Consider the following 23,314-nt stretch of genomic DNA (forward strand, 5'->3'; position numbering starts at 1 on the left):
AGCCGGCGACCACGCAGCACGCAGCGGTTCCGCTGGTGTGTCGTGGGCGGGTGCCGGGCTCGGCTGTCGCTCCGATTCCGCCGGTGAGGGCGGGTACGATGCGCACGACGATAGCAACGCCCGACGATCCGCGCGACGGACATCCGTCCGACAGCGTCATCCTGCGACACATTCCCCCGGCGGCGCTCCGGTCCTACGCTGATGCCATGACCGTGGGCACCAGGCACCGGGGCGACGAGCGCCCAGCACTCGGCTCGCGCGTCATCGCGTCCTGCGTGGCGGTGGTGCTCGCCGTGTCCGGGTGCACGACCGCAGGTTCGCCCGTGCCGCGGGCGACACGCGCAGCCTCAGCCAAGGACATCGTGGTCGAGTTCCGCCAGAACCGCGACCAGTACGCGAGCGACGCCGCGATCGTCCGGGTCGGCAACGGCGGCGACCACGACATCACGATCGTCGGACTCGAGCTGGCGGGATCGGCGTTCACCGCGCCGACCGTCCGGGACCGATCCTCGACGATCCGCGCTGGACAGACCACGGATCTCGCCGTCGAGCTGCCACCGATCGACTGCGACGCAGGCGACGGGGACGCGCAGGTCGATCTCCAGCTCCGACTCGACGACGGCGCGGTCCTGACCGCATCCGACCTGTCCGATCCGACGAACGCGCTGCAGCGGATCCGTACCTCGACGTGCACGGTGGCGGCGGTGCAACGCATCGCCGAGGTGGCCGCAGCTCCCGGGATCCGCCTCGAGGGTGCCGGAGCCACGACGGTCGCCGTCCTGACGGTCACGGCCGTGCCGACCGGCGCTCCGGGTCGGCTGGAGCTCGTCGCGCTGCGGTCGACGGTCCTGTTGCGACCGGCGCCGACGGACGGCGGCGGTGACCCACCCCAGGACTGGGCGCTCAGCCTGACCGTCGACGCCGCCCACGGTCCGCAGTCCATCGAACTGCGGGTCGTCCCGACCCGGTGCGACCCGCACGCCCTGGCCGAGGACAAGGTGGGAACGCTCTTCCCACTCGTCGTGCGCATCGACGACGGGCCGGAGGTCGTCATGACCCTCCCGCTCGACACCGACACCGCGGAGGCGCTCAAGGACGCCGTCCGCGCGCGCTGCGCGTGAGGAGTCGGGTCAGCCGGCCACGGCGGGTGCCGGGACGACCTCGGCGAACGGCGCGAGGGCGGCGGCAAGCTCGGCACCGACCAGGGCGTGCACGATCGTGCCACGCTCGTCGTAGTCCGTCGACAGCACCTTGCCGCGTTCGTGCAGCAGCGTGACCAGGTCTCCGCGGTCGAAGGGCACGATGACGTGGACCTCGTTGCTCGGCGACGGGATCAGCGTCTCGATGCGCTCCATGAGCTCGTCGATCCCGAGACCTGTGCGGGCCGATACGAAGACGGCGTCCGGGACGAGACCGCGGAGCACGAGCAGCTGGCCGTCGTCCACGAGGTCGGCCTTGTTGAACACGACCAGCTCGGGGATGTGCCGAGCTCCGACCTCACCGATGACATCTCGCACGGTGGCGATCTGGCCGGCCGGGTCGGGGTGCGCGGCGTCGACGACGTGCACGATGACGTCGCTGTCGGCGACCTCCTCGAGCGTCGAGCGGAAGGCCTCGACCAGCTGGTGCGGCAGGTTGCGCACGAAACCGACCGTGTCGGCCAGGGTGTACTCGCGCCCGTCGGAGGTCACGTTGCGGCGGACCGTCGCGTCGAGCGTCGCGAAGAGCGAGTTCTCGACCAGGACGCCGGCCTTCGTGATGCGGTTCAGCAGGCTCGACTTGCCGGCGTTCGTGTACCCCGCGATCGCGACCGACGGCACCGTGTTGCGGCGACGGTTCGCCCGCTTGGCCTCGCGCGCCGGCTTCATCGCCGTGATCGACTTACGCAGTTTCGCCATCCGGGTGTGGATGCGGCGTCGGTCGAGTTCGATCTTCGTCTCACCGGGGCCCCTCGACCCCATGCCGGCCCCGGCACCACCGACCTGACCACCGGCCTGACGGCTCATGGACTCACCCCAGCCTCGGAGGCGGGGCAGGAGGTACTCGAGTTGGGCGAGCTCGACCTGCGCCTTGCCCTCTCGGCTCTTCGCGTGCTGGCTGAAGATGTCGAGGATGACCGCCGTGCGGTCGATGACTTTCACGCCGACCGCGTCCTCGAGGGCGCGACGCTGGCTGGGTGCGAGTTCCGTGTCGGCGATCACCGTGTCGGCGCCGAGCGCCTGGACGATGGACTTCAGCTCCTGGGCCTTGCCTCGACCGAGATACGTGCTCGGGTCGGGGTGCGGTTTGCGCTGCAGGAGCCCGTCGAGGACGACGGCGCCGGCGGTCTCCGCGAGCGCTGCGAGTTCGCGGAGGGAGTTCTCCGCGTCATGGAGCGCACCCTGCGGGTAGACGCCGATGATGACGACGTTCTCCAGCCGGAGCTGCCGGTACTCGACCTCGGTGACGTCCTCGAGCTCGGTCGAGAGCCCGGCGACGCGACGGAGGGCCTGTCGGTCCTCGCGGTCGTACTGCTCGCCGTCGTCGGAGCTGCCGCCCGATGCATCGCCGGTCTGCAACGCCGCGGCACCGCTGCCGAACAGGGTATACCCGCTCGATCGGGACGCGGCGCTCGTGAGCACGCGCGCGACGACGTCGTCGGGATCGGTGACCGAGGCGTCGTCCACCACCGCCTCGACATCGACATCGGTGTCGTCTGCGTGGTCCTGGGGTGCGTCCATCGGTGGTCTAGGCATCGCGTTAACCCTACTTCCTCCTGGTCCGGTACCGTTCCTGTATGTCGAACGAGCACTACTTCACCGCCGAACCCGCGAGCGAGTTGCAGCTCAAACCGATCACCGCACGCCTCGGCGGCGTCGACCGTTCGCTCGTTTCGGCGGGCGGCGTCTTCAGTCCGGGTCACCTCGATCAGGGCACCCAGGTGCTGCTCGCGAACACCCCTCCTCCCCCGCCGACGGGCGACCTCCTCGACATCGGCTGCGGCTGGGGCCCGATCGCCCTGTCGCTCGGGCTCGCGTCGCCGGACGCGACCGTCTGGGCGGTCGACGTGAACGAACGCGCGCTCGACCTGACCCGGATCAACGCGGAACGCCTCGGGCTCGCCAACATCCGTGCCGTCCTCCCCGACGACGTCCCCGACACGGTCCGCTTCGCGACCATCTGGTCGAACCCGCCGATCCGCGTCGGCAAGGACGAACTGCACCGCATGCTCATGCACTGGTTGCCGCGGCTCGAGGACGAGGGTGACGCCTGGCTCGTCGTACAGAAGAACCTCGGCTCGGACTCACTGCAGAAGTGGTTGCAGGAGCAGCTGCCGACGTCGTTCCACGTCGGACGTGCGGCCATGGCCAAGGGCTTCCGCGTCCTGCACACCCGGCGCCGGGAGCTCCGTTCGGCCTGACCGGCTCAGGCCAGGGTGATCGTCCCGGAGTAGACGAGCGTCGCAGGTCCGGCCAGCACCACGTGCTCGCCGTCTGCGCCGGGAACCATGCGCACCCCGAGCGCTCCGCCCGGCACCTCGACGCGCCAGTCGTTCGGAGCCGCCGCGCCCGCCCAGTGGCGGAACGCGAGCGCCGCGGCAGCCGTCCCGGTGCCACAGCTCAGGGTCTCGCCGCTCCCGCGCTCGTGGACGCGCATGCGGATCCGTGCCACGCCGTCGGCGATGAGCGGCTCACCCGGGACGACCAGCTCGACGTTGGCACCGTGCGGCGGTACGGGGTCGAGCTGTGGGACGTACTCCAGTTCCGCTCCGTCGAGTTCGGCGGCGTCGGCGACCGCGACGACGATGTGCGGGTTGCCGACGTCGATCCCGATCCCCGGGCGGGCCACGGGCAGCCCCTTCACCCGGACGAGCGTCTCCCGCTCGTCGAGGCTCCAGCGGCCGAGGTCGACGGCGTAGCCGAGCGGGTCGTAGCCGACCATCCGGACGCCGGCGCGGGTGCCGATGGCGAGCTGTTCGCCGGGGGCCAGCTCCACGAGCCCGCTCTCGAGCAGGTAGTGCAGGAACACCCGGATGCCGTTGCCGCACATCTCCGCGACCGAACCGTCGGCGTTGTGGTAATCCATGAACCACTCCGCGGCAGGGTCTTCAGCGAGCACGGCCGCGCCGGCATCGAGGTGCGCGGACCGGACGGCGCGGATGACGCCGTCGGCCCCGATCCCGAAATGCCGGTCGCAGAGCGCTGCGATCTGGCCAGGATCGAGCGCCTCCTGGCCGTCGGGATCGGAGAAGAGCACGAAGTCGTTGCCCGTGCCGTGGCCCTTCGTGAAGGAGAGTGTCGACGCCATCCGACCAGTCTACGGGCGCACTCGGCGGGCCAGCTCACTCGCCTCGGCGCTGCCGCCGTCCACCCAGGTGATCGCCGGATAGCGCTTGAACCAGCTGACCTGACGGCGCGCGTACCGCCTCGTCAGACGCTGGGTCTCGGCGATCGCCTGCGCTTCGGTGAGCTCCGACCGCAGTTGCGCCACCGCTTGCGCGTACCCGATCGCACGGGCGGCGGTGATGCCCTGCTCGAGGCCGTGCTCGAGCAGCTCAGCAGTCTCCGCGACGAGTCCTGCGGCCCACATCGTCTCGACGCGCCGGTCGAGGCGCTCGACGAGGACCTCTCGCGGCGTCGAGACCCCGATGACCTCGACCGGCCGCCATGGGACGGGGCGTTCCGGAAGCGCTGCACCGTGGCCGCGCTCGGCCAACTCGTGGACTTCGAGTGCGCGCACGACCCGGCGGGCGTTCGCCGCATCGATGCGGTCGGCGGTCGCGGGATCGGCCAGGCGGAGCCGCTCGATGAGCGCCGGGAGCCCCTCCTCCTCGAGTTCCCGTTCCAGGCGCTCGCGCAGGGCGCGGTCTCTCGGGGGGAACCGGAAGTCATGGATGACGCTCGAGACGTACAGCCCGGAACCGCCGACGAGGATCGGCGTCACCCCACGCGCGGTGAGCTCGTCGATCACCGCGCGAGCCGTCGGCTGGTACCAGGCGACGGACGCCTCCTCCGTGACGTCCAGGACGTCGAAGAGGTGGTGCGGGATCCCGCGCCGCTCCTCCATGGGCAGCTTCGCGGTCCCGATGTCCATGCCGCGATAGAACTGCATGGCATCGGCGTTGACGATCTCGGCTGGACGCCCCGCCTCGCGGAGAGCGGTCGCCAGCTCGAGCGACAGTGCGGACTTCCCCGTCCCGGTCGCTCCGACGACCGCGAGGAAGCCGGTCACCGACGTTCGCCGTCGCTCGGGTCGTAGATGGGCGACGTGGTCACGCCGACGGTCGGCGCCCCGATGCGCAGGCCCGGCAGGCCGAGCGAGACCCGGCCGGGCTCCGCCGCACCGGCCGGCGTCGGCACGCCGCAGGAGTCGGCCTGAGCTCGATCCCAGGCGTCTCCGGCACGCGTCCGACGGACCCGCAGGGGCTCGCCACCGGGTGCGTCGGCGATGAGGTGGAAGGACGCGGCCTCGGTGATGGTCACGGTCACGACGTCGCCCGGTCGCGGCACCTCGGAGCCCGCCGGCACCTCGAAGTGGACGAGCCGTGAGTCCTCGGCCCGCCCGCTCAGTCGATGCGTGGCGTCGTTCTTGCGGCCCTCGCCGACCGCGACGAGCAACTCGACCTGCCGGCCCACCTGGCGCTGGTTCTCCTCGAGACTGATGCGGTCCTGCAACGCGATGAGGCGCTCGTACCGTTCCTGCACGACGGCCTTCGGGACCTGATCGGGCATGGTGGCCGCCGGAGTCCCGGCACGGATCGAGTACTGGAAGGTGAAGGCGCTGGCGAACCGTGCGGCCTCGACCACGCGGAGGGTCTCCTGGAAGTCCTCCTCCGTCTCGCCGGGGAACCCGACGATGATGTCGGTGGAGATGGCCGCATGCGGGATCCTGGCACGGACCCGATCGAGGATCCCGAGGAAGCGCTCGGACCGGTAGGAGCGACGCATCGCCTTGAGGATGCGGTCGGAACCCGATTGCAGCGGCATGTGCAGTTGTGGCATCACATTCGGCGTCTCGGCCATCGCATCGATCACGTCGTCGGTGAAGGCGGCCGGGTGCGGGCTCGTGAACCGGACGCGCTCCAAGCCCTCGATCGTGCCGGCCGCCCGCAGGAGCTTGCCGAACGCCTGACGATCCCCGAACTCGACACCGTAGGAGTTCACGTTCTGCCCGAGCAGCGTCACCTCGATGGCGCCGTCCTCGACGAGGGCGCGCAGCTCACCGAGGATCTCGCCCGGGCGACGGTCCTTCTCCTTGCCACGGAGCGACGGCACGATGCAGAAGGTGCACGTGTTGTTGCACCCGACGGAGATCGAGACCCAACCGCTGTAGCTGGAATCGCGTTTGGTCGGGAGGGTGGAGGGGAAGGTGTCGAGCGACTCCAGGATCTCCAGCTGGGCCTCGTCGTTGTGCCGAGCCCGCTCCAGCAGCGACGGCAGTGAGCCCATGTTGTGCGTCCCGAAGACGACGTCCACCCACGGGGCCTTCCGGAGGATGACCTCTTTGTCCTTCTGCGCCAGACAACCGCCGACGGCGATCTGCATGCCGCTGCGCTGCTTCTTGATCGATGCCAGGTGGCCGAGGTTGCCGTACAGCTTGTTGTCGGCGTTCTCGCGGACCGCGCAGGTGTTGATGACCACGATGTCGGCCTGCTCGCCGTCCGCCTTGACGTAACCGGCTGCCTCGAGCGACCCGCTGAGCCGCTCGGAGTCGTGCACGTTCATCTGGCACCCGTAGGTGCGGACCTCATAGCTCCGCTGCCGACCTGACTCGTCGATCGCGGCGGGTGAGGCGCTGATGACCGTGGGCGTCTCGACGATGCTGCTCATACCGGCAGTCTACGCGCGGCCTGAGATGCCTCCGGTCAGCGGAAACTCACGCCGGAACGCTTCGACCCCGACAGGGCACGCGAGCACGCCTCACGGATGATCGCCGAGCCATATCCGCGTCTCGCGAGATAGGCCGACAGACGTCGCTCGGCCGTCGCCTGATCGAGGGAGCGCAGTTGACCGGCACGCTTCTCGGCGACGACCAGCGCTCGTCGGAGCTCGTCGTCGTCGTCGATGGCCTCCAGTGCCTCGGAGACGATCGAGGCGTCGATGCGTCGCGAGGAGAGCTCGCGGCCGATCACCGCACGGGACTGCCCCTTGCGGGTGTGCAGGCTCTCGACGAGCTGCCGGGCGAGTTCGGCGTCGTCGAGATAGCCGCGTCGGCGGAGCTCGGCGAGGACGTGTTCGACTTCGTCGGGTGCGGCGTCGTGGCCGCGGAGGAGTTCCGCGATCTCCCACTCGGAACACCCGCGGCGGGCGAGTCGTCGGACCGCGAGCAGGTCGAGTTCGGCCAGCCGGACCTCCGGATCGACGGGAGCCTCGATCTCATCGACTTCGGCGCGGTCGTCTGCGTCGTCGTCCTCCGGCGCCTCGACGACCGAGGTCCAGGCGAGCGTCCGCGGGGCGGGCTCGGGTGGTGTCGTCGGGCTCGTCGCTGCGGGGGCATCGCTCGGTGCGTCGCCCGGCGGGGTGGCCTCCGTCTCGTCGCGCTCGGTGGACGTCCGTCGCAACGGAGCGACGGGACGCACGACGGGCGCGGCAACGACAGGAGCGTCGTCGGTCTGCCCGACGAACCAGCCGTCGGGCTCGGCAGCTGGATCGGGCGCCGGACGGCGCCCGAACAGCGAGGTCACGGGGGCCACGTGCTCCGACGACTCGTCGGCCGGACCGGCGGGAGGGAAGGAGACGACCATGGTGACCTCGCTGTTCGGGGCGTGCGTTACGCGCTGCGCTTCGCGGCGGACTTCGGTGCGCCGGCGGCTGCGAGCTGCGGGGCTCCACCGGTCGCCGCCTCGAGCGCGGCGGCCTCGGCAGCAGCGACCTCGGCTGCGGCGGCATCCGCGGCCTTCTTGGTTGCGGCACCCTCGGCACCGACACCGAGCTTGCCGAGGATCCGGCGCTCGATCTCAGCGGCGATGTCCGGGTTCTTCAGCAGGAAGTTCCGGGCGTTCTCCTTGCCCTGACCGAGCTGATCGCCCTCGTAGGTGTACCAGGCGCCGGCCTTCTTGACGATGGCGTGCTCGACACCGAAGTCGATCAACGACCCTTCGCGGGAGATGCCCACGCCGTACAGGATGTCGAACTCGGCCTGCCGGAAGGGCGGAGCCATCTTGTTCTTGACGACCTTCACGCGCGTACGGTTGCCCACGGCCTCCGTGCCGTCCTTCAGCGTCTCGATGCGACGGATGTCGAGGCGGACCGAGGCGTAGAACTTCAGGGCCTTACCACCGGCGGTCGTCTCGGGGCTGCCGAACATCACACCGATCTTCTCGCGCAGCTGGTTGATGAAGATCATCGTCGTGTTCGTCTGGTTGAGGCCACCGGTCAGCTTGCGCAGGGCCTGCGACATGAGGCGGGCCTGCAGACCGACGTGCGAGTCACCCATGTCGCCCTCGATCTCGGCACGGGGCACGAGCGCGGCGACGGAGTCGATCACGATGAGGTCGATGGAACCCGAGCGCACGAGCATGTCGGCGATCTCGAGCGCCTGCTCACCCGTGTCGGGCTGGGAGACGAGCAGCGAGTCGATGTCGACGCCGAGCTTCTTTGCGTACTCGGGGTCGAGTGCGTGCTCCGCGTCGATGAAGGCGGCGATGCCGCCGGCACGCTGGGCGTTCGCGATGGCGTGCAGCGTGAGCGTCGTCTTACCTGACGACTCAGGCCCGTAGATCTCGACGATGCGGCCTCGCGGGAGCCCTCCGATGCCGAGCGCGACGTCGAGGGCGATCGAGCCGGTGGAGACGACCTCGACCGGTGCGCGCTCGTCGCTGCCGAGGCGCATCACCGAGCCCTTGCCGAACTGACGGTCGATCTGGGCGAGTGCGGTTTCGAGGGACTTCTCGCGTTCAGCTGGACTTGGCATGGTGTGCTTCTCTCTGCTCGGTGTCGGGTGCCTATAGGCTGTCGCCGCGTGTTCCGGGACCCGCTTCTGCTGAAGGTCGGGGCCCGAGGGCGACAAGGCGTCGGTCGTTCCTGATGTCTCCGACGGTACGCGCCACCACCGACATGCACCGGTGGACGGCTCGGTCCGTGCAGAACGCACTCACGAATGATCCTGTGGAGGACACTAGCACCACTAGAACGGATGTTCGATACCGATCGGGCGGCGTGTCGAAGACCGCTTCGCCCGTGGCGCTGGACGCGCTACGCGCCCGGCTGCAGCCGTCCGACGCCGTGGCGTCGCTCGTCCGGCACGTCGGTCGCGGTACAGAGCGCGATCCAGACGTCGCGGGGCGGGACACCGGCGCGCAACGCCTCCTCGGCGGTCTTCGAGCCGAACTCGGTGAGTCCGAGGTCACCGGTGAGTACCGCTCCGTACGCCGCGCCGAACTCGTCGGCGACGGCCGTCCTGAACTCACTCAGCTTCATTCCTGCTCCTGTCCCTTCCTCCGTCGTCCGTCCGGACGCGGAAACGCCCCGGGAGAGGGATCCCGGGGCGTTCTGCTGCCGTGCTCGCTCGATCAGCGGGAGACGAGTTCGTCCAGCTCGTTGACCAGTTCGTCCGGAACGGTGTCCGGGATGTTCGGGGAGAGACCCTCGATGACCGCGAGGCGGTCTCCGACCTCTCGCATGATGACGGAGATGGGGGTGTCGAGGGCGTCGGCCACCGAAGCGAGGATCTCGCTCGACGCCTCCTTCTGGCCTCGTTCGACCTCGCTCAGGTATCCGAGTGCGACGCTCGCCTTGCTCGCCACCTGGCGCAAGGTCCGACCCTTCTGCAACCGGAAGTCCCTCAGCACGTCGCCGATCTCTTGACGGACTAGAACCACGTGACCCTCCCTCTGTGCTCTACGACCTCGTGTCGTACAGCGCTCTGCTTCTCCAACGCGGATTCACGTCGTCCCAGCTGATCGCCGTCTCGTTCGTGGATGGCCAACATTACAACCACCGTATGCCGAACGGAGCCGGGGTTCACTCGAGTGCGCCGAGTTCTCGCACGAGGGCTTCCAACGCCAGCTCCACGGTCCGGAGTCGGATCTCCTGACGGCCTCCGTCCAGGGTGAGCGGCACCACCCGTCCACCCGCTCGCGTCACGATGCCCACGAAGACGGTCCCGACGGCCTGGCCGTTCTGCGGGTCGGGCCCGGCGACGCCGGTCGTCGCGATACCGACGTCTGCCGGAAGCCCGTCGATCGCCAGGGCACGGCGCACGCCGTCGGCCATCTGGAGGGCAACCTCCGGGTGCACGGCGCCGTGGAGCGCGAGGAGGCCGGCGTCGACGCCGAGCAACGAGTGCTTCAGGCGGGTGTCGTACGCGACCACACCGCCTCGGACCGTCGCGGACGCACCGGGCACGCTGATGAGTGCCGCGGCCAGCAGCCCACCGGTCAGGGACTCCGCGACACCGATCGTCAACCGGGCGTCGATGAGCGCGTGGACCGCCGCTGCGGCACCGGCGTCGGCCGACGCGACGGCATCGGACGTCATCGCTTGACCTGCCGGTCGGTGCGCGACCCCCGGACGGCGGTGACGACGTAGTCGATGCCGCTCGCGATGGTCAGGAGCACGGCGATGGTCATGAAGACCGCGTTCACCCAGAGCACCCAGTCACCGAGGAGCACCCAGAACGGCGCGAGGGCGAGCGAGATCGCGACGGCCTGCGCGAGGGTCTTGAGCTTCCCCATCCATGCGGCGGCGACGACATGGTCGGAGATCACGATGAAGCGGTGGACGGTGATGCCGATCTCGCGCACGAGCACGACGATCGTGACCCACCACGGCAGTTCGCCGAGGATCGACAACGCGACGAGCGCTCCGCCCGTCAGCACCTTGTCGGCGATCGGGTCGAGGATCTTGCCGAGGTCCGTCACGAGGTTGCGACTGCGGGCGATGTGCCCGTCGATGCCGTCGCTCGCGATCGCGACGACGAAGAGCAGGGCCGCCCACCACCGCAGTGCACCGTCGGATCCGTCGTCCGCCAGCAGCATCCACATGAACACGGGCGCAAGCACGATCCTCGCGACGGTGATCGCGTTCGGGAGGTTCCAGTTCGAGATGCGCGGCGCAGCAGCCGACGCGTTCGATGCCGTCATGTCTACTCCCGACCGGTGAGACTCCAGGCGTCTTCGTCAGAACCGCCCTCGACCTCAGGATAGTCCTGGAACTGGGCCTCGACCGGGTCCGCACCGTAGCGGTCGGGCTCGACGCCGCCGGCGGCACCGACGACCGGGGCGGCCACGGCGGCTGTCGAGGCCGCCGCTGCGGGCGCCGGAGCGGCCGAACCGTCGTCCTCGCCGCGCAGACGAGCCAGGACCCCCGGCAGCTGCTCGGCGGTGACGAGGACGTCGCGGGCCTTCGAGCCCTCGGACGGGCCGACGATCTCGCGGGACTCCATGAGGTCCATGAGCCGGCCGGCCTTCGCGAAACCGACCCGGAGCTTCCGCTGCAGCATCGAGGTCGATCCGAACTGCGTCGACACCACGAGCTCCGCTGCGGCGAGCAGGAGTTCGAGGTCGTCGCCGATGTCCGCGTCGATCTCCTTGCGCTCCGCGACGGCCTGAACGTCCTTCCGGTACTCCGGCCGCGCCTGGTTCGTGACGTGTTCGACGACCCGCTGGATCTCGTTCTCTCCGACCCATGCACCCTGCACGCGGATGGACTTGTTCGCACCCATCGGCAGGAACAGGGCGTCGCCCTGGCCGATGAGCTTGTCGGCGCCCGGCTGGTCGAGGATGACCCGCGAGTCGGTGACGCTCGTGACGGCGAAGGCGAGGCGCGAGGGGACGTTCGCCTTGATGAGGCCGGTGACGACGTCGACCGACGGACGCTGCGTCGCGAGGACGAGGTGGATACCGGACGCACGGGCCAGCTGCGTGATGCGGACGATGGAGTCCTCGACGTCGCGGGGGGCGACCATCATCAGGTCGGCGAGCTCGTCGACGACGACCAACAGGTACGGGTAGGGCTTCAGCACGCGTTCGCTGCCCGCGGGGAGGACGATCTCGTTGGCCACGACGGCCTTGTTGAAGTCGTCGATGTGCCGGTACCCGAAGCTCGCGAGGTCGTCGTACCGCATGTCCATCTCCTTCACGACCCACTGCAGCGCTTCCGCCGCCTTCTTCGGGTTCGTGATGATGGGCGTGATGAGGTGCGGGACGCCCGCGTACGGCGCGAGCTCGACGCGCTTGGGGTCGATGAGGACCATGCGCACCTCGCTCGGCTTCGCGCGCATGAGCAACGAGGTGATCATGGAGTTCACGAAGACCGACTTGCCGGAGCCGGTCGACCCGGCGACCAGGAGGTGCGGCATCTTCGCGAGGTTCGCGACGACGTAGCCGCCGCCGACGTCCTTGCCGACGCCGATCGTCATCGGGTGGTTGCTGTTCGTGGCCGCCGTCGAGCGCAGGATGTCGCCGAGGGTGACGATCTCGCGGTCGGTGTTCGGGATCTCGATACCGATGGCGCTCTTCCCCGGGATGGGCGAGAGTATGCGGACCTCGTTGGACGCCACGGCGTAGGAGAGGTTCTTGCTGAGCGCCGTGACGCGCTCGACCTTGACGCCTGGGCCGAGCTCGATCTCGTACTGCGTCACGGTCGGGCCGCGGGAGAAGCCGGTGACCTTCGCGTCGACGCCGAACTGGTCGAGGACGCTCGTGATCGCGGCGACCGCTTCGTCGTTGGCCGCACTGTGGGTCTTCGCGGGCTCCCCCGCCGCCAGCGTCCCTGCGGACGGGAGACGGTACGGCGTGTCGTCCTGGCCCTGCTGCGCCATCGGGCGCGCCGAGAAGTCGATCTGGTCGGGTGCGCCGAGGAGCGCCGGATCGAGGTCTTCGATGACCTCGGTCGCGCCGGGGATGCTGTCGTCGTGCAGACCCGTCTGCGGCTTGATCTCGCCCGTGTTGAACCGCTTGACGGCGCTCTCCGCCGCTTCGAGGTCGCCGAGGAGCTCGGAGCCGAAGGCGTCGTGCACCGGCGCGGCTTTCGGCGACGCGGCAGGCGCGGCCACCGGTTCGAGCGGCGAGTCGAATCCGCCGGACGGCTTCTCGAGGCCGAGGAGCTCGGTCATGTTGTCGCCCATGAGCGGGTCCTCGAACGTCGGGTCGTCCTCGCGACGGCTCGTGTTGCGACGCCACCACGGCAGGGCCGCCGGCTCGTCGGGTTCCTCGTCGAGGTCGTCGAGTCGCTTCGTCCGCGCACTCTTCGGCTCTGCGGGCTCTCCCTCAGGTGCCTCCGGCTGCTCGCCGAACATCCAGGTGGAGAACTGCCGCACGCGGGCACCGACGCGGTTCGGGGGCGTCTTGGTCACGATGAAGAGGCTGAGGAGGATCAGGAGCGAGATGAGGACGGTCGCGCCGATCGGGGTGATGATCGCTGCGAGCGGAGCGCCGAGGATCCAACCGAGGAGACCGCCGGCCTGCGCCAGCGCAGGCAGGCCCTGACTCGGGTTCGGCTGGCCGCCGTGGATGTGGCAGAGCGCCGAGATGCTGATGAGAAGCAGACCGAGGCCGATGCTGATGCGGCCGTTGTCGTCGACCGAGGCCGGGTGCCGGAACAGCCAGACCGCGAACACGATCATGATGACCGGGAGCACGAAGGCGAGTCGGCCGAAGAGGCCGCCGAACGACCAGGCGTCGAAGGTCTGGGCGACCGGGTCGGCCGCGCCGAACCACTCGACGACGGCACCGACGACGGCCAGCAGGAAGAGCAGGAAGGGGAAGCCGTCGCGACGGTCCTCCTTGGCGATTCGCTCGGGGCCGAGGGCTCTGACCGCTCCACCGACGCCGTGCGCGAGACCGAGCCACATCGAGGTCAGCACACTGCGCTGCTCCTCGGCGGACGGATAGGCGACGGTCTTCTGCTGCTTCGTCGTCGACGCGCCCGCCTTGGTGCCGGGCTTGGTGTTCGTCTTCGTGCTCGTGGTGCGCGACGAAGCGCCGCTCGGCGAGGAAGCGCTGCGCGAACGGCTGGTCGAGTTGGAACGTGCGGCCATGCGTTCACGGTACTCGTCGCCACCGACGCAGCCCGGCAAGCTGGCGGGGTGTCCACGATCCGCGATCCGCCGGGCGGTCAGCGCAGATTCAGGACCATCGTGTCACGGGTCCCCCGCCGGTCCACGGTCGCGAACCCCTCGGTGCGGTACAGCGAGACGGCGTGGTTCGCCCGCTCCACGCTCAGGCTGATGCGCTGGTACCCGGCCGCTCTGGCGAGCTGCACGGTCGCGCGGAGCAACTGCCGGCCGACACCCTGGGCGCGGTGGATCGGACTGACCCCCAGGATGAGTTCGGGGACGCCGCCCGCCACGTACCCGAACCCGGGTGCATCGGACGGGAAGAGTCGATACCAGCACGCCCCGACGGGCGCACCGTCCTGCCCGACGGCGACGACCCCGGCGTCGCCGGGTCGACGCCAGCCGTGCACATACCGGGTGTGCTGCGCGTCGGCGAGGACGGCGGACCGGGGACGGGGCGCGACGGCGTTCCAGTTCGCCGCCTCGACCATCATGTCGGTGAGGACGCGCACATCAGCCACCGCGGCTTCGCGGATCGAGTAGACCGCCATGGACGGATGGTACGCCAACGGTGTTTCGAGCAGATGACGCGTGAGGGGTCGCCGGCGCTCAGTACCGGATGGCGTCGATCACCTTCACGCGGACGGCGACGAGCGCCGGGAGGAGCCCGGCGATCGCCCCGACGGCCGTGGCGCTGACCAGCCCGAGGACCGCCGCCTCGATGGGGAACGGCGGGAAGTCCGTCACGAGCCCCTGACCGATGAACTGCTCGACGATCGGACTCTTCACGACGGCGACGGCGAGCATGACACCGATGACCCCGGCGACGAAGGTGGCGACGACACTCTCCATCATCACGGCGAAGAACACCCGCGGCGCGGTCGCCCCGAAACTCCGTCGGATCCCGATCTCGCGGATCCGCTGGCGGACGGTGACGAGCGAGAGGTTGATCAGCCCGAGGGCCCCGAGCAGGAGGATGAGTCCGGCGACGGCACCGACCACGAGCTTCAACGACAGGAGCGGGTCCTCCCCCGTCTGGCCGAAATCGTTGCGGAACACGTCGACGCTGTACGCGTCACCGAGTTCGGCACGCAGGTCGGACTGGATCCGCTGGGTGAAGGCCTCGGCGTCCGCGTTCGGGACCCAGAACTCGAACTGCGGCAACTGACCGGGCTGCCCCATGCCCTCCTCCGCGCCGGCCACCGGACCGATGAGCGCCGTCCCCGCGGGCAGGATCGACAGCTGCGGTTCGGTGTCCCACTCGTTGCTCGCGTACACGCCGACGATCACAGCCGTGACCGGGTGTTCACCGTGGACCGTGACCGTCGGGTGCGCCTCGATGGGCGGCGACCCGAGGCGCTGCCAGAACGCCGGGTTCACGACGATCGCGGGTGCGAGGCGGTCGCCGTCGTCCTCCTGGAACCAGGTGCCCTCGTCGAGTCTGATGCGGTGCATCTCGCCGTACGGGACGTCGACGACGGTCGCCGGCACCGCCACCGTCCCATCGGCGAACTGCACGTTGAGCTGGGTGCTGCCGGATTGCGAGACGTACCCGATGCCGTACCGCTCGGCGAGGTCGTGCACCGCCGTGATGTAGGTCTCCGGGTCGGGTTGCTCCGTTCCGGTGCCGTAGGCCGATGCCATGAGCGTGGCGGGTCGGCCGCCGTAGCGTTCCTGCGACTCGGTCTGGGCCTGCGCCGCGAGCGATGACATGCCGACCATGCTCGTGAGGGCGCACACCGCGACGCCGACGCCGATGAGCGAGAGGATGACCCGGCCACGATGGATCCGCAGCTCCTGGGCGGCCTCGACGACCGCTCCGACGATCGAGGTCAGGATCCTAGACATCCGCGGCCTCCAGTTCGTGGTCAGGGGTGAGCACGCCGTGGTCGAGACGGTGGTGGGTCGTCGCGAGTCGGGCGATCGCCCGGTCGTGGGTGATCGTCACGAGGGCGGCGCCCGTGGAGGTCGCCACCTCGTCGAGCAGGGACATGACGGAGGTGCCGGTCTCGACGTCGAGAGCGCCGGTCGGCTCGTCCGCGAGGATGAGCCGTGGCCCGCGGACCAACGACCGTGCGATCGCGACGCGCTGCTGCTCGCCGCCGGACAGTTTCGTCGGCATCGCATCGAGGCGGTCACCGAGTCCGACGCGTTCGAGCATCGCGGCGGCGATCTCGCGGCGACGCCAGAACGAGCGTCCACTCGCGTAGAGGAGCGGCGTCGTGACGTTCTCGAGCGCGGTCCGGCCCGGCAGGAGGTTGAACTGCTGGAAGACGAAGCCGATCTGGGCTCCGCGCAGGCGGTCGCGCGCACCGGACCCGAGACGCTCCGCCGGCCGGCCGTCGAAGACGAGCGATCCGGAGGTCGGCTTGTCGAGCAGGCCGAGCAGGTTCAGGAGCGTCGACTTGCCCGAACCCGACCGACCGACGATGGAGACGCGATCGCCCTCGTGCACCTCGAGGTCGACGCCGTCGAGGATCGTCAGCGGCGGCGCATCGGGGATCTGGACGACCCTGGTGACCCCGCGGAGTTCGAGGAGCGTCACCCGACCGACCCGTCGCAAGCCATGCTGCCGTCCGGAAGCGTGGTGCAGCCTTCGGGCGCGGGTGCGACGGCTCCAGGGACGAACTGGAGCACCGAGTCGCCTTCGGCGACACCGTCGACGATCTGCACCTGCTGCCCGTCGTTCAGTCCCAGCGTGACCGGCCGTTCCTCCTGCGCACCGTCGGCGCCGACGACCCAGACGGTCCCGGTCCCGGCCGAACCCTTGACCGCGGTCGTCGGGAGCACGAGGACGTTCTCGGCGACGCCGCCCGCGAGTTCGATCGTCGCGGCGAGTCCGGCGAAGACCCGGACGTCACCGGGCACCGCGCAGGTGACGGCGGTTCCGCCGGCACCGGGTGTCTGCCCGGATCCACCACCCGTCGTCGGCTCCTCCTCGTCGCCACCGCTCGACGGCGTCGTGACGCGCACCGCCGGACAGACGAACGGGGCCGGGCCGCCGTTGATGGTGACCGTCGCCTCGCCGGGGATGGTGAGCAGACGGTACTGTTTGTCGGCGCTCAACGCCCCGGTGATCGAGAACGTGGCCGGTGACACCTGCGCCACCGCGTCGCCGATTTGCACCGACTGCCCGTGGATGAGCTTGACGTTGCCGAGGGTGCCCGCGACCGGCGCGGTCACCTGCACGTACCGCTCCTTGCCTTCCTCGTCGATCGTCTTGACGTCGAGGATGGGATCGCCCTCCGCGAGGACGGCCCCCTTGGCCGCGAACACCTCGTCAACGGTCCCGGCGACGGTCGACTTCGCCGTGCTGGCCGGGTCGGCGACGACCTGGCCCTCCACGGAGACGGTGTTGACCACGGTGCCGAGGGCCGCCTGGACCTGTGGTTCCACGAGGCTCCCGGTCGGCTGCGTCGGCCCCTCCTCCTGCGGTGCGTCCGGGAAGAACGCGACCTTCACGAGCGCCACCGCGATCGCGGCGAAGACGAGCAGTTTCAGAATGGGGAACACCCAGGTGCGGACAATGCCCACGCCGACCTCCGGAATCCACCGCAGTCGGAGTGACGAGCGGCCATAGGGGATTCCAAGGTAGCAACGCGGAAGGCGGCCGGACATCACCCTCGCGAATGATGTTCGACCGCCTCCTGGCGGGTGGGACCGAGCGGACCCGACCCGTGATCAGGCCTCGATGACGAGCGGGACGATCATCGGGCGGCGACGGAAGGACGTGTTGACCCAGCGGCCGACGGTCCGACGGATCACCTGCGACAGCGCGTGCGTGTCGCGGACGCCGTTCTCCGCCGCCTCGGCGAGTGCCTTGGCGACCTTCGGCTTGATGTCGGCGAAGACCTTGTCGTCCTCGGCGAAGCCCTTCGCGTGCACCTCGGGGCCGGAGATGATGTGCCCGGTCTTCGAGTCGACGACGACGATGACCGAGATGAAGCCCTCCTCCGCCAGGATGCGACGGTCCTTGAGGTCGGCGTCGGTGATCTCGCCGACGGTCGAGCCGTCGACGTAGACGAGCCCGACGTCGAGCTGGCCGACGACCTTCGCGACGCCGTCCTTCAGGTCGATGACGATGCCGTCCTCGCCGATGAAGGTGTTCTGCGCCGGGACACCGCTGTCGATCGCGAGCTTCTGGTTCGCGACGAGGTGACGGTACTCGCCGTGGACCGGGAGCACGTTCTTCGGCTGGAGGATGTTGTAGCAGTAGAGCAGCTCACCGGCGGCTGCGTGACCGGAGACGTGGACCTTCGCGTTGCCCTTGTGGACGACGGTGGCGCCGAGCTTCGTCAAGCCGTCGATGACCCGGTAGACCGCGTTCTCGTTGCCCGGGATGAGGCTCGAGGCGAGGATGACGGTGTCGCCCGGGCCCGGCTCGATCGCGTGGTCGAGGTTCGCCATCCGACTGAGGACGGCCATCGGCTCGCCCTGTGACCCGGTCGACATGTAGACGATCTTGTCCTCGGGGAGGTCCTTCGCCTTCTTGTAGTCGATGAGCAGGCCCTCGGGGACGTTCAGGTACCCGAGGTCGGCTGCGATCCCCATGTTGCGCACCATGGAACGACCGAGGAACGCGACCCGGCGGCCGTGGGCGTGAGCCGCGTCGAGGACCTGCTGGACGCGGTGCACGTGACTCGAGAAGCTCGCGACGATGACACGGCGCTCGGACTTCGCGATGACCTGGTCGAGGACCGGCCCGATGGACCGCTCGAGCGGTGTGAAGCCCGGCACGTCGGCGTTCGTCGAGTCGACGAGGAAGAGGTCGACGCCTTCTTCACCGAGGCGGGCGAAGGCGCGGAGGTCCGTCAGGCGGCCGTCGAGCGGCAGCTGGTCCATCTTGAAGTCACCGGTCACGAGGACGGTGCCGGCGTCGGTGTCGATGAACACCGCGAGCGCGTCCGGGATCGAGTGGTTGACCGCGACGAACTCGAGGTCGAACGGCCCCAGCGCCTCGATCTGGCCCTCCTTCACCGGCAGGGTGTAGGGGACGATGCGGTGCTCCTTGAGCTTCGCCTCGATGAGCGCGAGCGTCAGGCCGGAACCGATCAGCGGGATGTCCTTGCGGAGCTTCAGGAGGTACGGCACGGCGCCGATGTGGTCCTCGTGACCGTGCGTGAGCACGACGCCGACGATGTCGTCGAGCCGGTCCTTGATGGAGGTGAAGTCGGGCAGGATCAGGTCGACGCCCGGCTGGTGCTCTTCGGGGAAGAGCACGCCGCAGTCGACGATCAGGATCTTGCCGTCGATCTCGAAGCAGGTCATGTTCCTGCCGATCTCGCCGAGTCCTCCGATGGGGATGACGCGGAGCGTCCCCGGCTCGAGGACTGGCGGATCGATGATGGTATTGGGCATGTAGCCCCCCTCTGGTTTGTCTAGCGAGTCGTACCGGCGACCTTGGGCAACGCGCCACCGGCGGCGGCGTTGCGGTCTGGCCGGAAGTTGCGGAAGTCGACGCCTGGGATGTCCTTCACCAGGTCGATCTCATCCTCGATCTGCGCAGCCTCCCACTCCTCCGGACCGACCAGCGGAAGACGTACCCGCGGGCTCTGGATCCGGCCGAGGCCGTGCAAGATGTATTTGGCGGCGACGGTGCCGGGGACGTGGGTCATGACCGCGCGCACGAGCGGCTCGAGCTGCCGGTGCGCGGCGGTCGCCGCGGCGAGGTCGCCGGAGTTCACCGCGTCGACCATGTGTCGGTAGGGCGTCGGCGCGATGTTGGCCGTGACGCCGATGAGGCCGGTGCCGCCGATGGCGAGCGTCGGCAGTGCGTTGGCGTCGTCGCCCGCGAAGTACATGAGGTCCGTCTGGTTCATGACCCGGCTCACCTCGCTGAGGTCGCCCTTGGCGTCCTTCACCGCGAGGATGTTCGGGTGCTTGGCCGCACGCAGGATCGTCTCGTAGGTGATGGGGATGCCGGTTCGCCCCGGGATGTCGTAGAGGATGACCGGCAGATCCGTGGAGTCGGCGATCATGCGGAAATGGGTGAGCACGCCGGCCTGGGTGGGCTTGTTGTAGTACGGGGTGACGATCATGTTGCCGTCGGCGCCCGCCTGCTCGCTCTTCTTCGCGAGCTCGATCGCGTGGGCCGTCTCGTTGGAGCCACCACCGGTGATGATCTTCGCGCGCCCGCCCGCGACGGCCTTGCCGACCTCGACGAGCTTGACCTTCTCCGGGTCCGTCAGCGTGGACGTCTCACCCGTGGTGCCGGTGACGACGATGCCGTCGGCCCCCGCGGTCACGACGTCGTCGATGTGTCGCTCGACGGCCTTCCAGTCGACCTCGCCGTCGGCGGTGAACGGCGTCACCAGGGCGACGAGGACTTGACCGAAGGGGTTCTCTGCACGCGACACCCTCTCAGGCTATCGGGTTTCCCTCTTGCGGGTCACCATCCGCACGGCCGTCACCTCGCGTCACACTGGCCGAGGGACCGGCACCCGGAACCTATCCTGACGGACACCATGTCCCCGCTGCCCGCCCTCTCGCTGATCCTCGTCCTCGTCCTGTCCACGACGGCGGTGGGTCTGCTCGTGCGTGCACGGAGCGGGCGTGCGACGCACCGCACTGACGGGGACCGCCTCTCATCGGCGGCACTCGGGACGACCACTCCGCTCGGCCGATCGGCCACCCTGGTGCAGTTCAGCACCGAGTTCTGTGCGCAGTGCCCCGGGACCAGACGACTGCTGCACGAGCTGGCCGACGGGGAGGCGGGCGTGGGCGTCCTCGACGTCGACCTGACCCACCGTCCCGACCTCGCGGACCGCTTCTCCGTCCTGCAGACGCCCACCGTCCTCCTCCTCGACCGCGCCGGGATCGTGCGCGGTCGGTTCTCCGGGGCCGCACGCCGTGCGGTGCTCGCCGGCGAGCTCCGATCCGTCCTCGGGAGACCAGCATGACCTCGAACCCTCCAGCAGCACAGCCGACCGGCATCGACCCGCGCAGCCCGCGGTTCGGCGCGACCGTGACCGCCGTGCTCCTCCTCGTCGCCGTCTTCCTCGCGCTGACGGCGCCGCTCGCCGACACGCTGCCCGCGCGGGCCGGCCAACCGGCCTTCGTCCTCCTCGTCGTCATCGCAGCCCTGTTCGCGTGGGGCGCGTTCGCCGGGATCCGACGCCACCCGTACGGCGTCGTGTTCCGACGCCTCATCCGCCCGAGGCTCGGCCCGCCCGTCGAACTCGAGGCACCTGAACCACCGACCTTCGCGCAGGGCGTCGGGCTCGTGGTGGTCGCGATCGGACTCGTGCTGCACCTCGTCGGGTTGCCGGGATCCCTCGCCGTCTCCGCCGGTGCCGCGTTCGTGGCCGCCTTCCTCAACGCGGCGTTCGGGTTCTGCCTCGGCTGCCGCCTGTATGTGCTCCTCCTCCGCGCCCGCCTCATCGGACGACCAGCGTGATGGTGGCCTGAAGCACCTGTCGACACCGTTTGTCGACGGGGTGACCGTCCAGGTCGATCCGGTTAGGCTGACCCCACGAACACCAGCGCCGATGCGCTCCCGCACGGCCCGACGATGGAGGTTGCACCATGGCGGTAACAAGCGAAGCCACGACGGTCTGGAACGGCACGCTCTTCGAGGGATCCGGGCACACGAGCCTCGACACCTCCGAGGCGGCCGAGTTCGCCGTCGACTGGAAGGCACGCTCCGAGGGGTCCAACACGACGACGACCCCGGAGGAACTGCTCGGGGCTGCACACGCCTCCTGCTACTCGATGGCGTTCGCCAACGAACTCACGAGCGCCGGATTCCCGCCGGAGCGCATCCAGGCGACCGCAGCGGTCTCCTTCACCCCCGGCACCGGCATCACCGGCAGCCACCTGCTCGTCAGCGCGGTCGTCCCCGGCATCTCCGAGGCCGACTTCGAGCGCATCGCCACGGCGGCGAAGGAGGGTTGCCCGGTCTCGCAGGCGCTCGCCGGCATCCCGATCACCCTCGAAGCCAGCCTCGCGTAACCACCACCGTCCAGCAGCACGACCAGGAAGGCGACGCGCATGCGCATCGTGATCGGCGGAGCCTCCGGGCTCATCGGAACGGCGCTCGGGCGCTCCCTCGAGACCGACGGCCATGACGTCGTCCGGCTCGTACGACGTCCGGCGCGTGGTGCCGGAGAAGCGGAGTGGGATCCGCTGGCAGGCGTGCTGGATCCGGCGGTCCTGAGCGGCGCCGACGCGGTCGTCAACCTCTCCGGCGCCTCCCTCGGCAAGCTGCCGTGGACGGCGGCCTACCGATCCACGATCCTCTGGTCACGACTCAGCGCCACCCGGACACTCGTCGACGCCATGAACCGGGCGGAGCAGCCACCGGCCGCCTTCCTCAGTGGTTCGGCGGTCGGGTACTACGGCGACCGTCCCGGAGAGACCCTCACGGAGGACTCCTCCAGAGGGGCCGGATACCTCGCCGACGTCGTCGTCGCCTGGGAGGACTCGGCGCTCGCAGCGCCCGACGCCGTCCGCACCGTGCTGCTCCGCAACGGCATCGTCGTCGACCTGGCAGGCGTGCTCAAGCCGCTGGCACCGCTCACCCGGTTCGGTGTCGCCGGTCCGCTCGGTTCGGGCCGCCAGTTCTGGCCCTGGATCGGGCTGCAGGACGAGGTCCGGGCGATCACCCACCTCCTGACCTCGACGCTGTCCGGACCGGTGAACCTGTGCGGTCCGCAAGCCGCCCGCGCCGACGACCTCATGTTCGAGCTCGCCAGACGGATGAACCGGCCCTATCTGCTCCGCGTCCCGAAGTTCGCCCTCAAGGCGCTCCTCGGCGACGCCGCCGACGGACTGCTGCTGAGCGATCAGCGCGTCGAACCTCGTCGGCTCCTGGACGACGGCTTCACGTTCAGCACGCCGACCGTCGAGCAGGCGTTGGCCGAAGCACTCGCCCGGGACTGAACGACGGGACGCCGCCGCTCCGGTCAGCTCCGCGAGAGCCGGATCGCCTGCCGGATGGCCTGCCGTGCGCGGCGGCGGTCTCCGGCACCGTCGTAGACGAGTCCGAGGCGGTACCAGGATCGCCAGTCGTCGGGAGCGGCCTCGGCCGCGTCACGGTACTTCGGGAACAGCTCGTCTGCGGCATCACGCATCGGCCGGCCGCTCTCGCGGGTCTCGACCTGCTCGGGCGGAAGGCCGCCCTCGGCCTCGAGGCGGACGCCGAGGCGCTCGGCGCCCAACCCGAAGGCGATCTCGCGCCAGAGCGCCCAGACTCCGAGGATCGGCAGGACGATGAGCGCGGCACCCATGGCTACGCCGACAGGCTCGCCGGTGCCGAGGAGGACGACGGCACGGTACCCGACGAGGACGATGTAGAGGACGAGCAGTGCCGCGATGATCGCGACCATGACGCGGGTCT

At 69.6% G+C, this 23,314-nt stretch carries 24 protein-coding genes; 6 read left to right on the forward strand and 18 right to left on the reverse strand.

The features are described 5' to 3' along the window. Positions 1–206 precede the first annotated feature (206 nt). Entirely contained in the window at positions 207–1,121 is a 915-nt protein-coding gene (locus tag ACQ3HE_RS13155) for a hypothetical protein (RefSeq protein WP_430893110.1), read from the forward strand. A gap of 9 nt (positions 1,122–1,130) precedes the next feature. On the opposite strand, the gene hflX is transcribed toward ACQ3HE_RS13155, so the two are convergent. Then, positions 1,131–2,735, reverse strand: a complete 1,605-nt coding sequence (gene hflX / locus ACQ3HE_RS13160; RefSeq protein ID WP_228498742.1) for a GTPase HflX — start codon at positions 2,733–2,735, stop codon at positions 1,131–1,133. Between the two features lie 41 nt (positions 2,736–2,776). Between hflX and ACQ3HE_RS13165 the strand changes: the two genes are divergently transcribed. Beyond that, complete coding sequence (locus tag ACQ3HE_RS13165; protein WP_079707080.1) at positions 2,777–3,400, forward strand: class I SAM-dependent methyltransferase; 624 nt, start codon at positions 2,777–2,779, stop codon at positions 3,398–3,400. 5 nt (positions 3,401–3,405) lie between these two features. On the opposite strand, the gene dapF is transcribed toward ACQ3HE_RS13165, so the two are convergent. The 16 genes from dapF to dapA all read right to left on the reverse strand — a co-directional run bounded on the left by dapF (position 3,406) and on the right by dapA (position 20,333). Further along, positions 3,406–4,287, reverse strand: a complete 882-nt coding sequence (gene dapF, locus ACQ3HE_RS13170) for a diaminopimelate epimerase (protein ID WP_124769508.1) — start codon at positions 4,285–4,287, stop codon at positions 3,406–3,408. Positions 4,288–4,296: 9 nt separating this feature from the next. After that, positions 4,297–5,211: a tRNA (adenosine(37)-N6)-dimethylallyltransferase MiaA gene (miaA, locus tag ACQ3HE_RS13175; protein WP_430893111.1), complete on the reverse strand. Its 915-nt coding sequence runs from the start codon at positions 5,209–5,211 to the stop codon at positions 4,297–4,299. Then, positions 5,208–6,809, reverse strand: a complete 1,602-nt coding sequence (gene miaB, locus ACQ3HE_RS13180; RefSeq protein WP_430893112.1) for a tRNA (N6-isopentenyl adenosine(37)-C2)-methylthiotransferase MiaB — start codon at positions 6,807–6,809, stop codon at positions 5,208–5,210. Before miaB ends, miaA begins: the two co-directional genes overlap by 4 nt. A 35-nt stretch (positions 6,810–6,844) precedes the next feature. Continuing rightward, positions 6,845–7,723, reverse strand: a complete 879-nt coding sequence (locus tag ACQ3HE_RS13185) for a regulatory protein RecX (RefSeq protein WP_430893113.1) — start codon at positions 7,721–7,723, stop codon at positions 6,845–6,847. 26 nt (positions 7,724–7,749) lie between these two features. Then, entirely contained in the window at positions 7,750–8,892 is a 1,143-nt protein-coding gene (gene recA, locus ACQ3HE_RS13190) for a recombinase RecA (protein ID WP_079707085.1), read from the reverse strand. Between the two features lie 281 nt (positions 8,893–9,173). Then, a complete protein-coding gene (locus ACQ3HE_RS13195) occupies positions 9,174–9,398 on the reverse strand; it encodes a DUF3046 domain-containing protein (protein ID WP_079707086.1) in 225 nt (74 codons plus the stop codon). A gap of 92 nt (positions 9,399–9,490) precedes the next feature. Beyond that, positions 9,491–9,799 carry a helix-turn-helix domain-containing protein gene (locus ACQ3HE_RS13200; protein ID WP_056012120.1) on the reverse strand — a complete coding sequence of 103 codons (309 nt, stop codon included), beginning with the start codon at positions 9,797–9,799 and terminating at the stop codon, positions 9,491–9,493. Positions 9,800–9,941: 142 nt separating this feature from the next. After that, entirely contained in the window at positions 9,942–10,457 is a 516-nt protein-coding gene (locus tag ACQ3HE_RS13205; RefSeq protein WP_430893114.1) for a CinA family protein, read from the reverse strand. After that, a complete protein-coding gene (pgsA, locus tag ACQ3HE_RS13210; RefSeq protein ID WP_194604635.1) occupies positions 10,454–11,062 on the reverse strand; it encodes a CDP-diacylglycerol--glycerol-3-phosphate 3-phosphatidyltransferase in 609 nt (202 codons plus the stop codon). The genes ACQ3HE_RS13205 and pgsA overlap by 4 nt, the downstream gene beginning before the upstream one ends. Positions 11,063–11,064: 2 nt before the next feature. Next, positions 11,065–13,959, reverse strand: a complete 2,895-nt coding sequence (locus ACQ3HE_RS13215) for an FtsK/SpoIIIE family DNA translocase (protein WP_430893115.1) — start codon at positions 13,957–13,959, stop codon at positions 11,065–11,067. Between the two features lie 77 nt (positions 13,960–14,036). Continuing rightward, on the reverse strand, positions 14,037–14,528 hold the full coding sequence (locus ACQ3HE_RS13220) for a GNAT family N-acetyltransferase (protein WP_085513026.1): 492 nt from the start codon (positions 14,526–14,528) through the stop codon (positions 14,037–14,039). Positions 14,529–14,586: 58 nt separating this feature from the next. After that, the gene (locus ACQ3HE_RS13225) at positions 14,587–15,825 is read right to left on the reverse strand and encodes an ABC transporter permease (RefSeq protein WP_138944604.1); all 1,239 of its coding nucleotides are present in this window, start codon (positions 15,823–15,825) and stop codon (positions 14,587–14,589) included. Then, entirely contained in the window at positions 15,818–16,522 is a 705-nt protein-coding gene (locus tag ACQ3HE_RS13230; protein ID WP_079707092.1) for an ABC transporter ATP-binding protein, read from the reverse strand. The genes ACQ3HE_RS13225 and ACQ3HE_RS13230 overlap by 8 nt, the downstream gene beginning before the upstream one ends. Continuing rightward, the gene (locus ACQ3HE_RS13235; protein WP_124769515.1) at positions 16,519–17,511 is read right to left on the reverse strand and encodes an efflux RND transporter periplasmic adaptor subunit; all 993 of its coding nucleotides are present in this window, start codon (positions 17,509–17,511) and stop codon (positions 16,519–16,521) included. Before ACQ3HE_RS13235 ends, ACQ3HE_RS13230 begins: the two co-directional genes overlap by 4 nt. 147 nt (positions 17,512–17,658) lie before the next feature. Then, on the reverse strand, positions 17,659–19,335 hold the full coding sequence (locus tag ACQ3HE_RS13240) for a ribonuclease J (RefSeq protein WP_064294449.1): 1,677 nt from the start codon (positions 19,333–19,335) through the stop codon (positions 17,659–17,661). Positions 19,336–19,355: 20 nt separating this feature from the next. Beyond that, complete coding sequence (dapA, locus tag ACQ3HE_RS13245) at positions 19,356–20,333, reverse strand: 4-hydroxy-tetrahydrodipicolinate synthase (protein WP_124769516.1); 978 nt, start codon at positions 20,331–20,333, stop codon at positions 19,356–19,358. 108 nt (positions 20,334–20,441) lie between these two features. On the opposite strand from dapA, the gene ACQ3HE_RS13250 reads away from it, so the two are divergent. The 4 genes from ACQ3HE_RS13250 (at position 20,442) to ACQ3HE_RS13265 (ending at position 22,857) form a co-directional block, all read left to right on the forward strand. Continuing rightward, positions 20,442–20,876: a thioredoxin family protein gene (locus ACQ3HE_RS13250; RefSeq protein WP_430893116.1), complete on the forward strand. Its 435-nt coding sequence runs from the start codon at positions 20,442–20,444 to the stop codon at positions 20,874–20,876. Further along, on the forward strand, positions 20,873–21,373 hold the full coding sequence (locus ACQ3HE_RS13255; protein ID WP_430893117.1) for a DUF4395 domain-containing protein: 501 nt from the start codon (positions 20,873–20,875) through the stop codon (positions 21,371–21,373). The genes ACQ3HE_RS13250 and ACQ3HE_RS13255 overlap by 4 nt, the downstream gene beginning before the upstream one ends. Positions 21,374–21,501: 128 nt before the next feature. Next, positions 21,502–21,927, forward strand: coding sequence for an OsmC family peroxiredoxin (locus tag ACQ3HE_RS13260; RefSeq protein ID WP_079707096.1), 426 nt, complete (start codon positions 21,502–21,504; stop codon positions 21,925–21,927). Between the two features lie 39 nt (positions 21,928–21,966). Further along, the gene (locus tag ACQ3HE_RS13265; protein ID WP_124769520.1) at positions 21,967–22,857 is read left to right on the forward strand and encodes a TIGR01777 family oxidoreductase; all 891 of its coding nucleotides are present in this window, start codon (positions 21,967–21,969) and stop codon (positions 22,855–22,857) included. A 23-nt stretch (positions 22,858–22,880) separates the two neighbouring features. Here the strand turns inward: ACQ3HE_RS13265 and ACQ3HE_RS13270 are convergent, their stop codons facing one another. Beyond that, positions 22,881–23,303, reverse strand: coding sequence for a hypothetical protein (locus ACQ3HE_RS13270; protein ID WP_430893118.1), 423 nt, complete (start codon positions 23,301–23,303; stop codon positions 22,881–22,883). Positions 23,304–23,314 lie beyond the last annotated feature (11 nt).

Origin of the sequence: Plantibacter auratus, assembly GCF_050587365.1 — a bacterium.
In the GTDB taxonomy this organism is placed as follows: domain Bacteria; phylum Actinomycetota; class Actinomycetes; order Actinomycetales; family Microbacteriaceae; genus Plantibacter; species Plantibacter auratus.

Coding starts and splice junctions, on each gene's coding strand:
- ACQ3HE_RS13155 (WP_430893110.1), top strand. CDS start 207: ATGACCGTGGGCACCAGGCACCGGGGCGACGAGCGCCCAGCACTCGGC.
- hflX (WP_228498742.1), bottom strand. CDS start 2,735: ATGCCTAGACCACCGATGGACGCACCCCAGGACCACGCAGACGACACC.
- ACQ3HE_RS13165 (WP_079707080.1), top strand. CDS start 2,777: ATGTCGAACGAGCACTACTTCACCGCCGAACCCGCGAGCGAGTTGCAG.
- dapF (WP_124769508.1), bottom strand. CDS start 4,287: ATGGCGTCGACACTCTCCTTCACGAAGGGCCACGGCACGGGCAACGAC.
- miaB (WP_430893112.1), bottom strand. CDS start 6,809: ATGAGCAGCATCGTCGAGACGCCCACGGTCATCAGCGCCTCACCCGCC.
- ACQ3HE_RS13185 (WP_430893113.1), bottom strand. CDS start 7,723: ATGGTCGTCTCCTTCCCTCCCGCCGGTCCGGCCGACGAGTCGTCGGAG.
- recA (WP_079707085.1), bottom strand. CDS start 8,892: ATGCCAAGTCCAGCTGAACGCGAGAAGTCCCTCGAAACCGCACTCGCC.
- ACQ3HE_RS13195 (WP_079707086.1), bottom strand. CDS start 9,398: ATGAAGCTGAGTGAGTTCAGGACGGCCGTCGCCGACGAGTTCGGCGCG.
- ACQ3HE_RS13205 (WP_430893114.1), bottom strand. CDS start 10,457: ATGACGTCCGATGCCGTCGCGTCGGCCGACGCCGGTGCCGCAGCGGCG.
- pgsA (WP_194604635.1), bottom strand. CDS start 11,062: ATGACGGCATCGAACGCGTCGGCTGCTGCGCCGCGCATCTCGAACTGG.
- ACQ3HE_RS13215 (WP_430893115.1), bottom strand. CDS start 13,959: ATGGCCGCACGTTCCAACTCGACCAGCCGTTCGCGCAGCGCTTCCTCG.
- ACQ3HE_RS13220 (WP_085513026.1), bottom strand. CDS start 14,528: ATGGCGGTCTACTCGATCCGCGAAGCCGCGGTGGCTGATGTGCGCGTC.
- ACQ3HE_RS13225 (WP_138944604.1), bottom strand. CDS start 15,825: ATGTCTAGGATCCTGACCTCGATCGTCGGAGCGGTCGTCGAGGCCGCC.
- ACQ3HE_RS13240 (WP_064294449.1), bottom strand. CDS start 19,335: ATGCCCAATACCATCATCGATCCGCCAGTCCTCGAGCCGGGGACGCTC.
- ACQ3HE_RS13250 (WP_430893116.1), top strand. CDS start 20,442: ATGTCCCCGCTGCCCGCCCTCTCGCTGATCCTCGTCCTCGTCCTGTCC.
- ACQ3HE_RS13255 (WP_430893117.1), top strand. CDS start 20,873: ATGACCTCGAACCCTCCAGCAGCACAGCCGACCGGCATCGACCCGCGC.
- ACQ3HE_RS13260 (WP_079707096.1), top strand. CDS start 21,502: ATGGCGGTAACAAGCGAAGCCACGACGGTCTGGAACGGCACGCTCTTC.
- ACQ3HE_RS13265 (WP_124769520.1), top strand. CDS start 21,967: ATGCGCATCGTGATCGGCGGAGCCTCCGGGCTCATCGGAACGGCGCTC.
- ACQ3HE_RS13270 (WP_430893118.1), bottom strand. CDS start 23,303: ATGGTCGCGATCATCGCGGCACTGCTCGTCCTCTACATCGTCCTCGTC.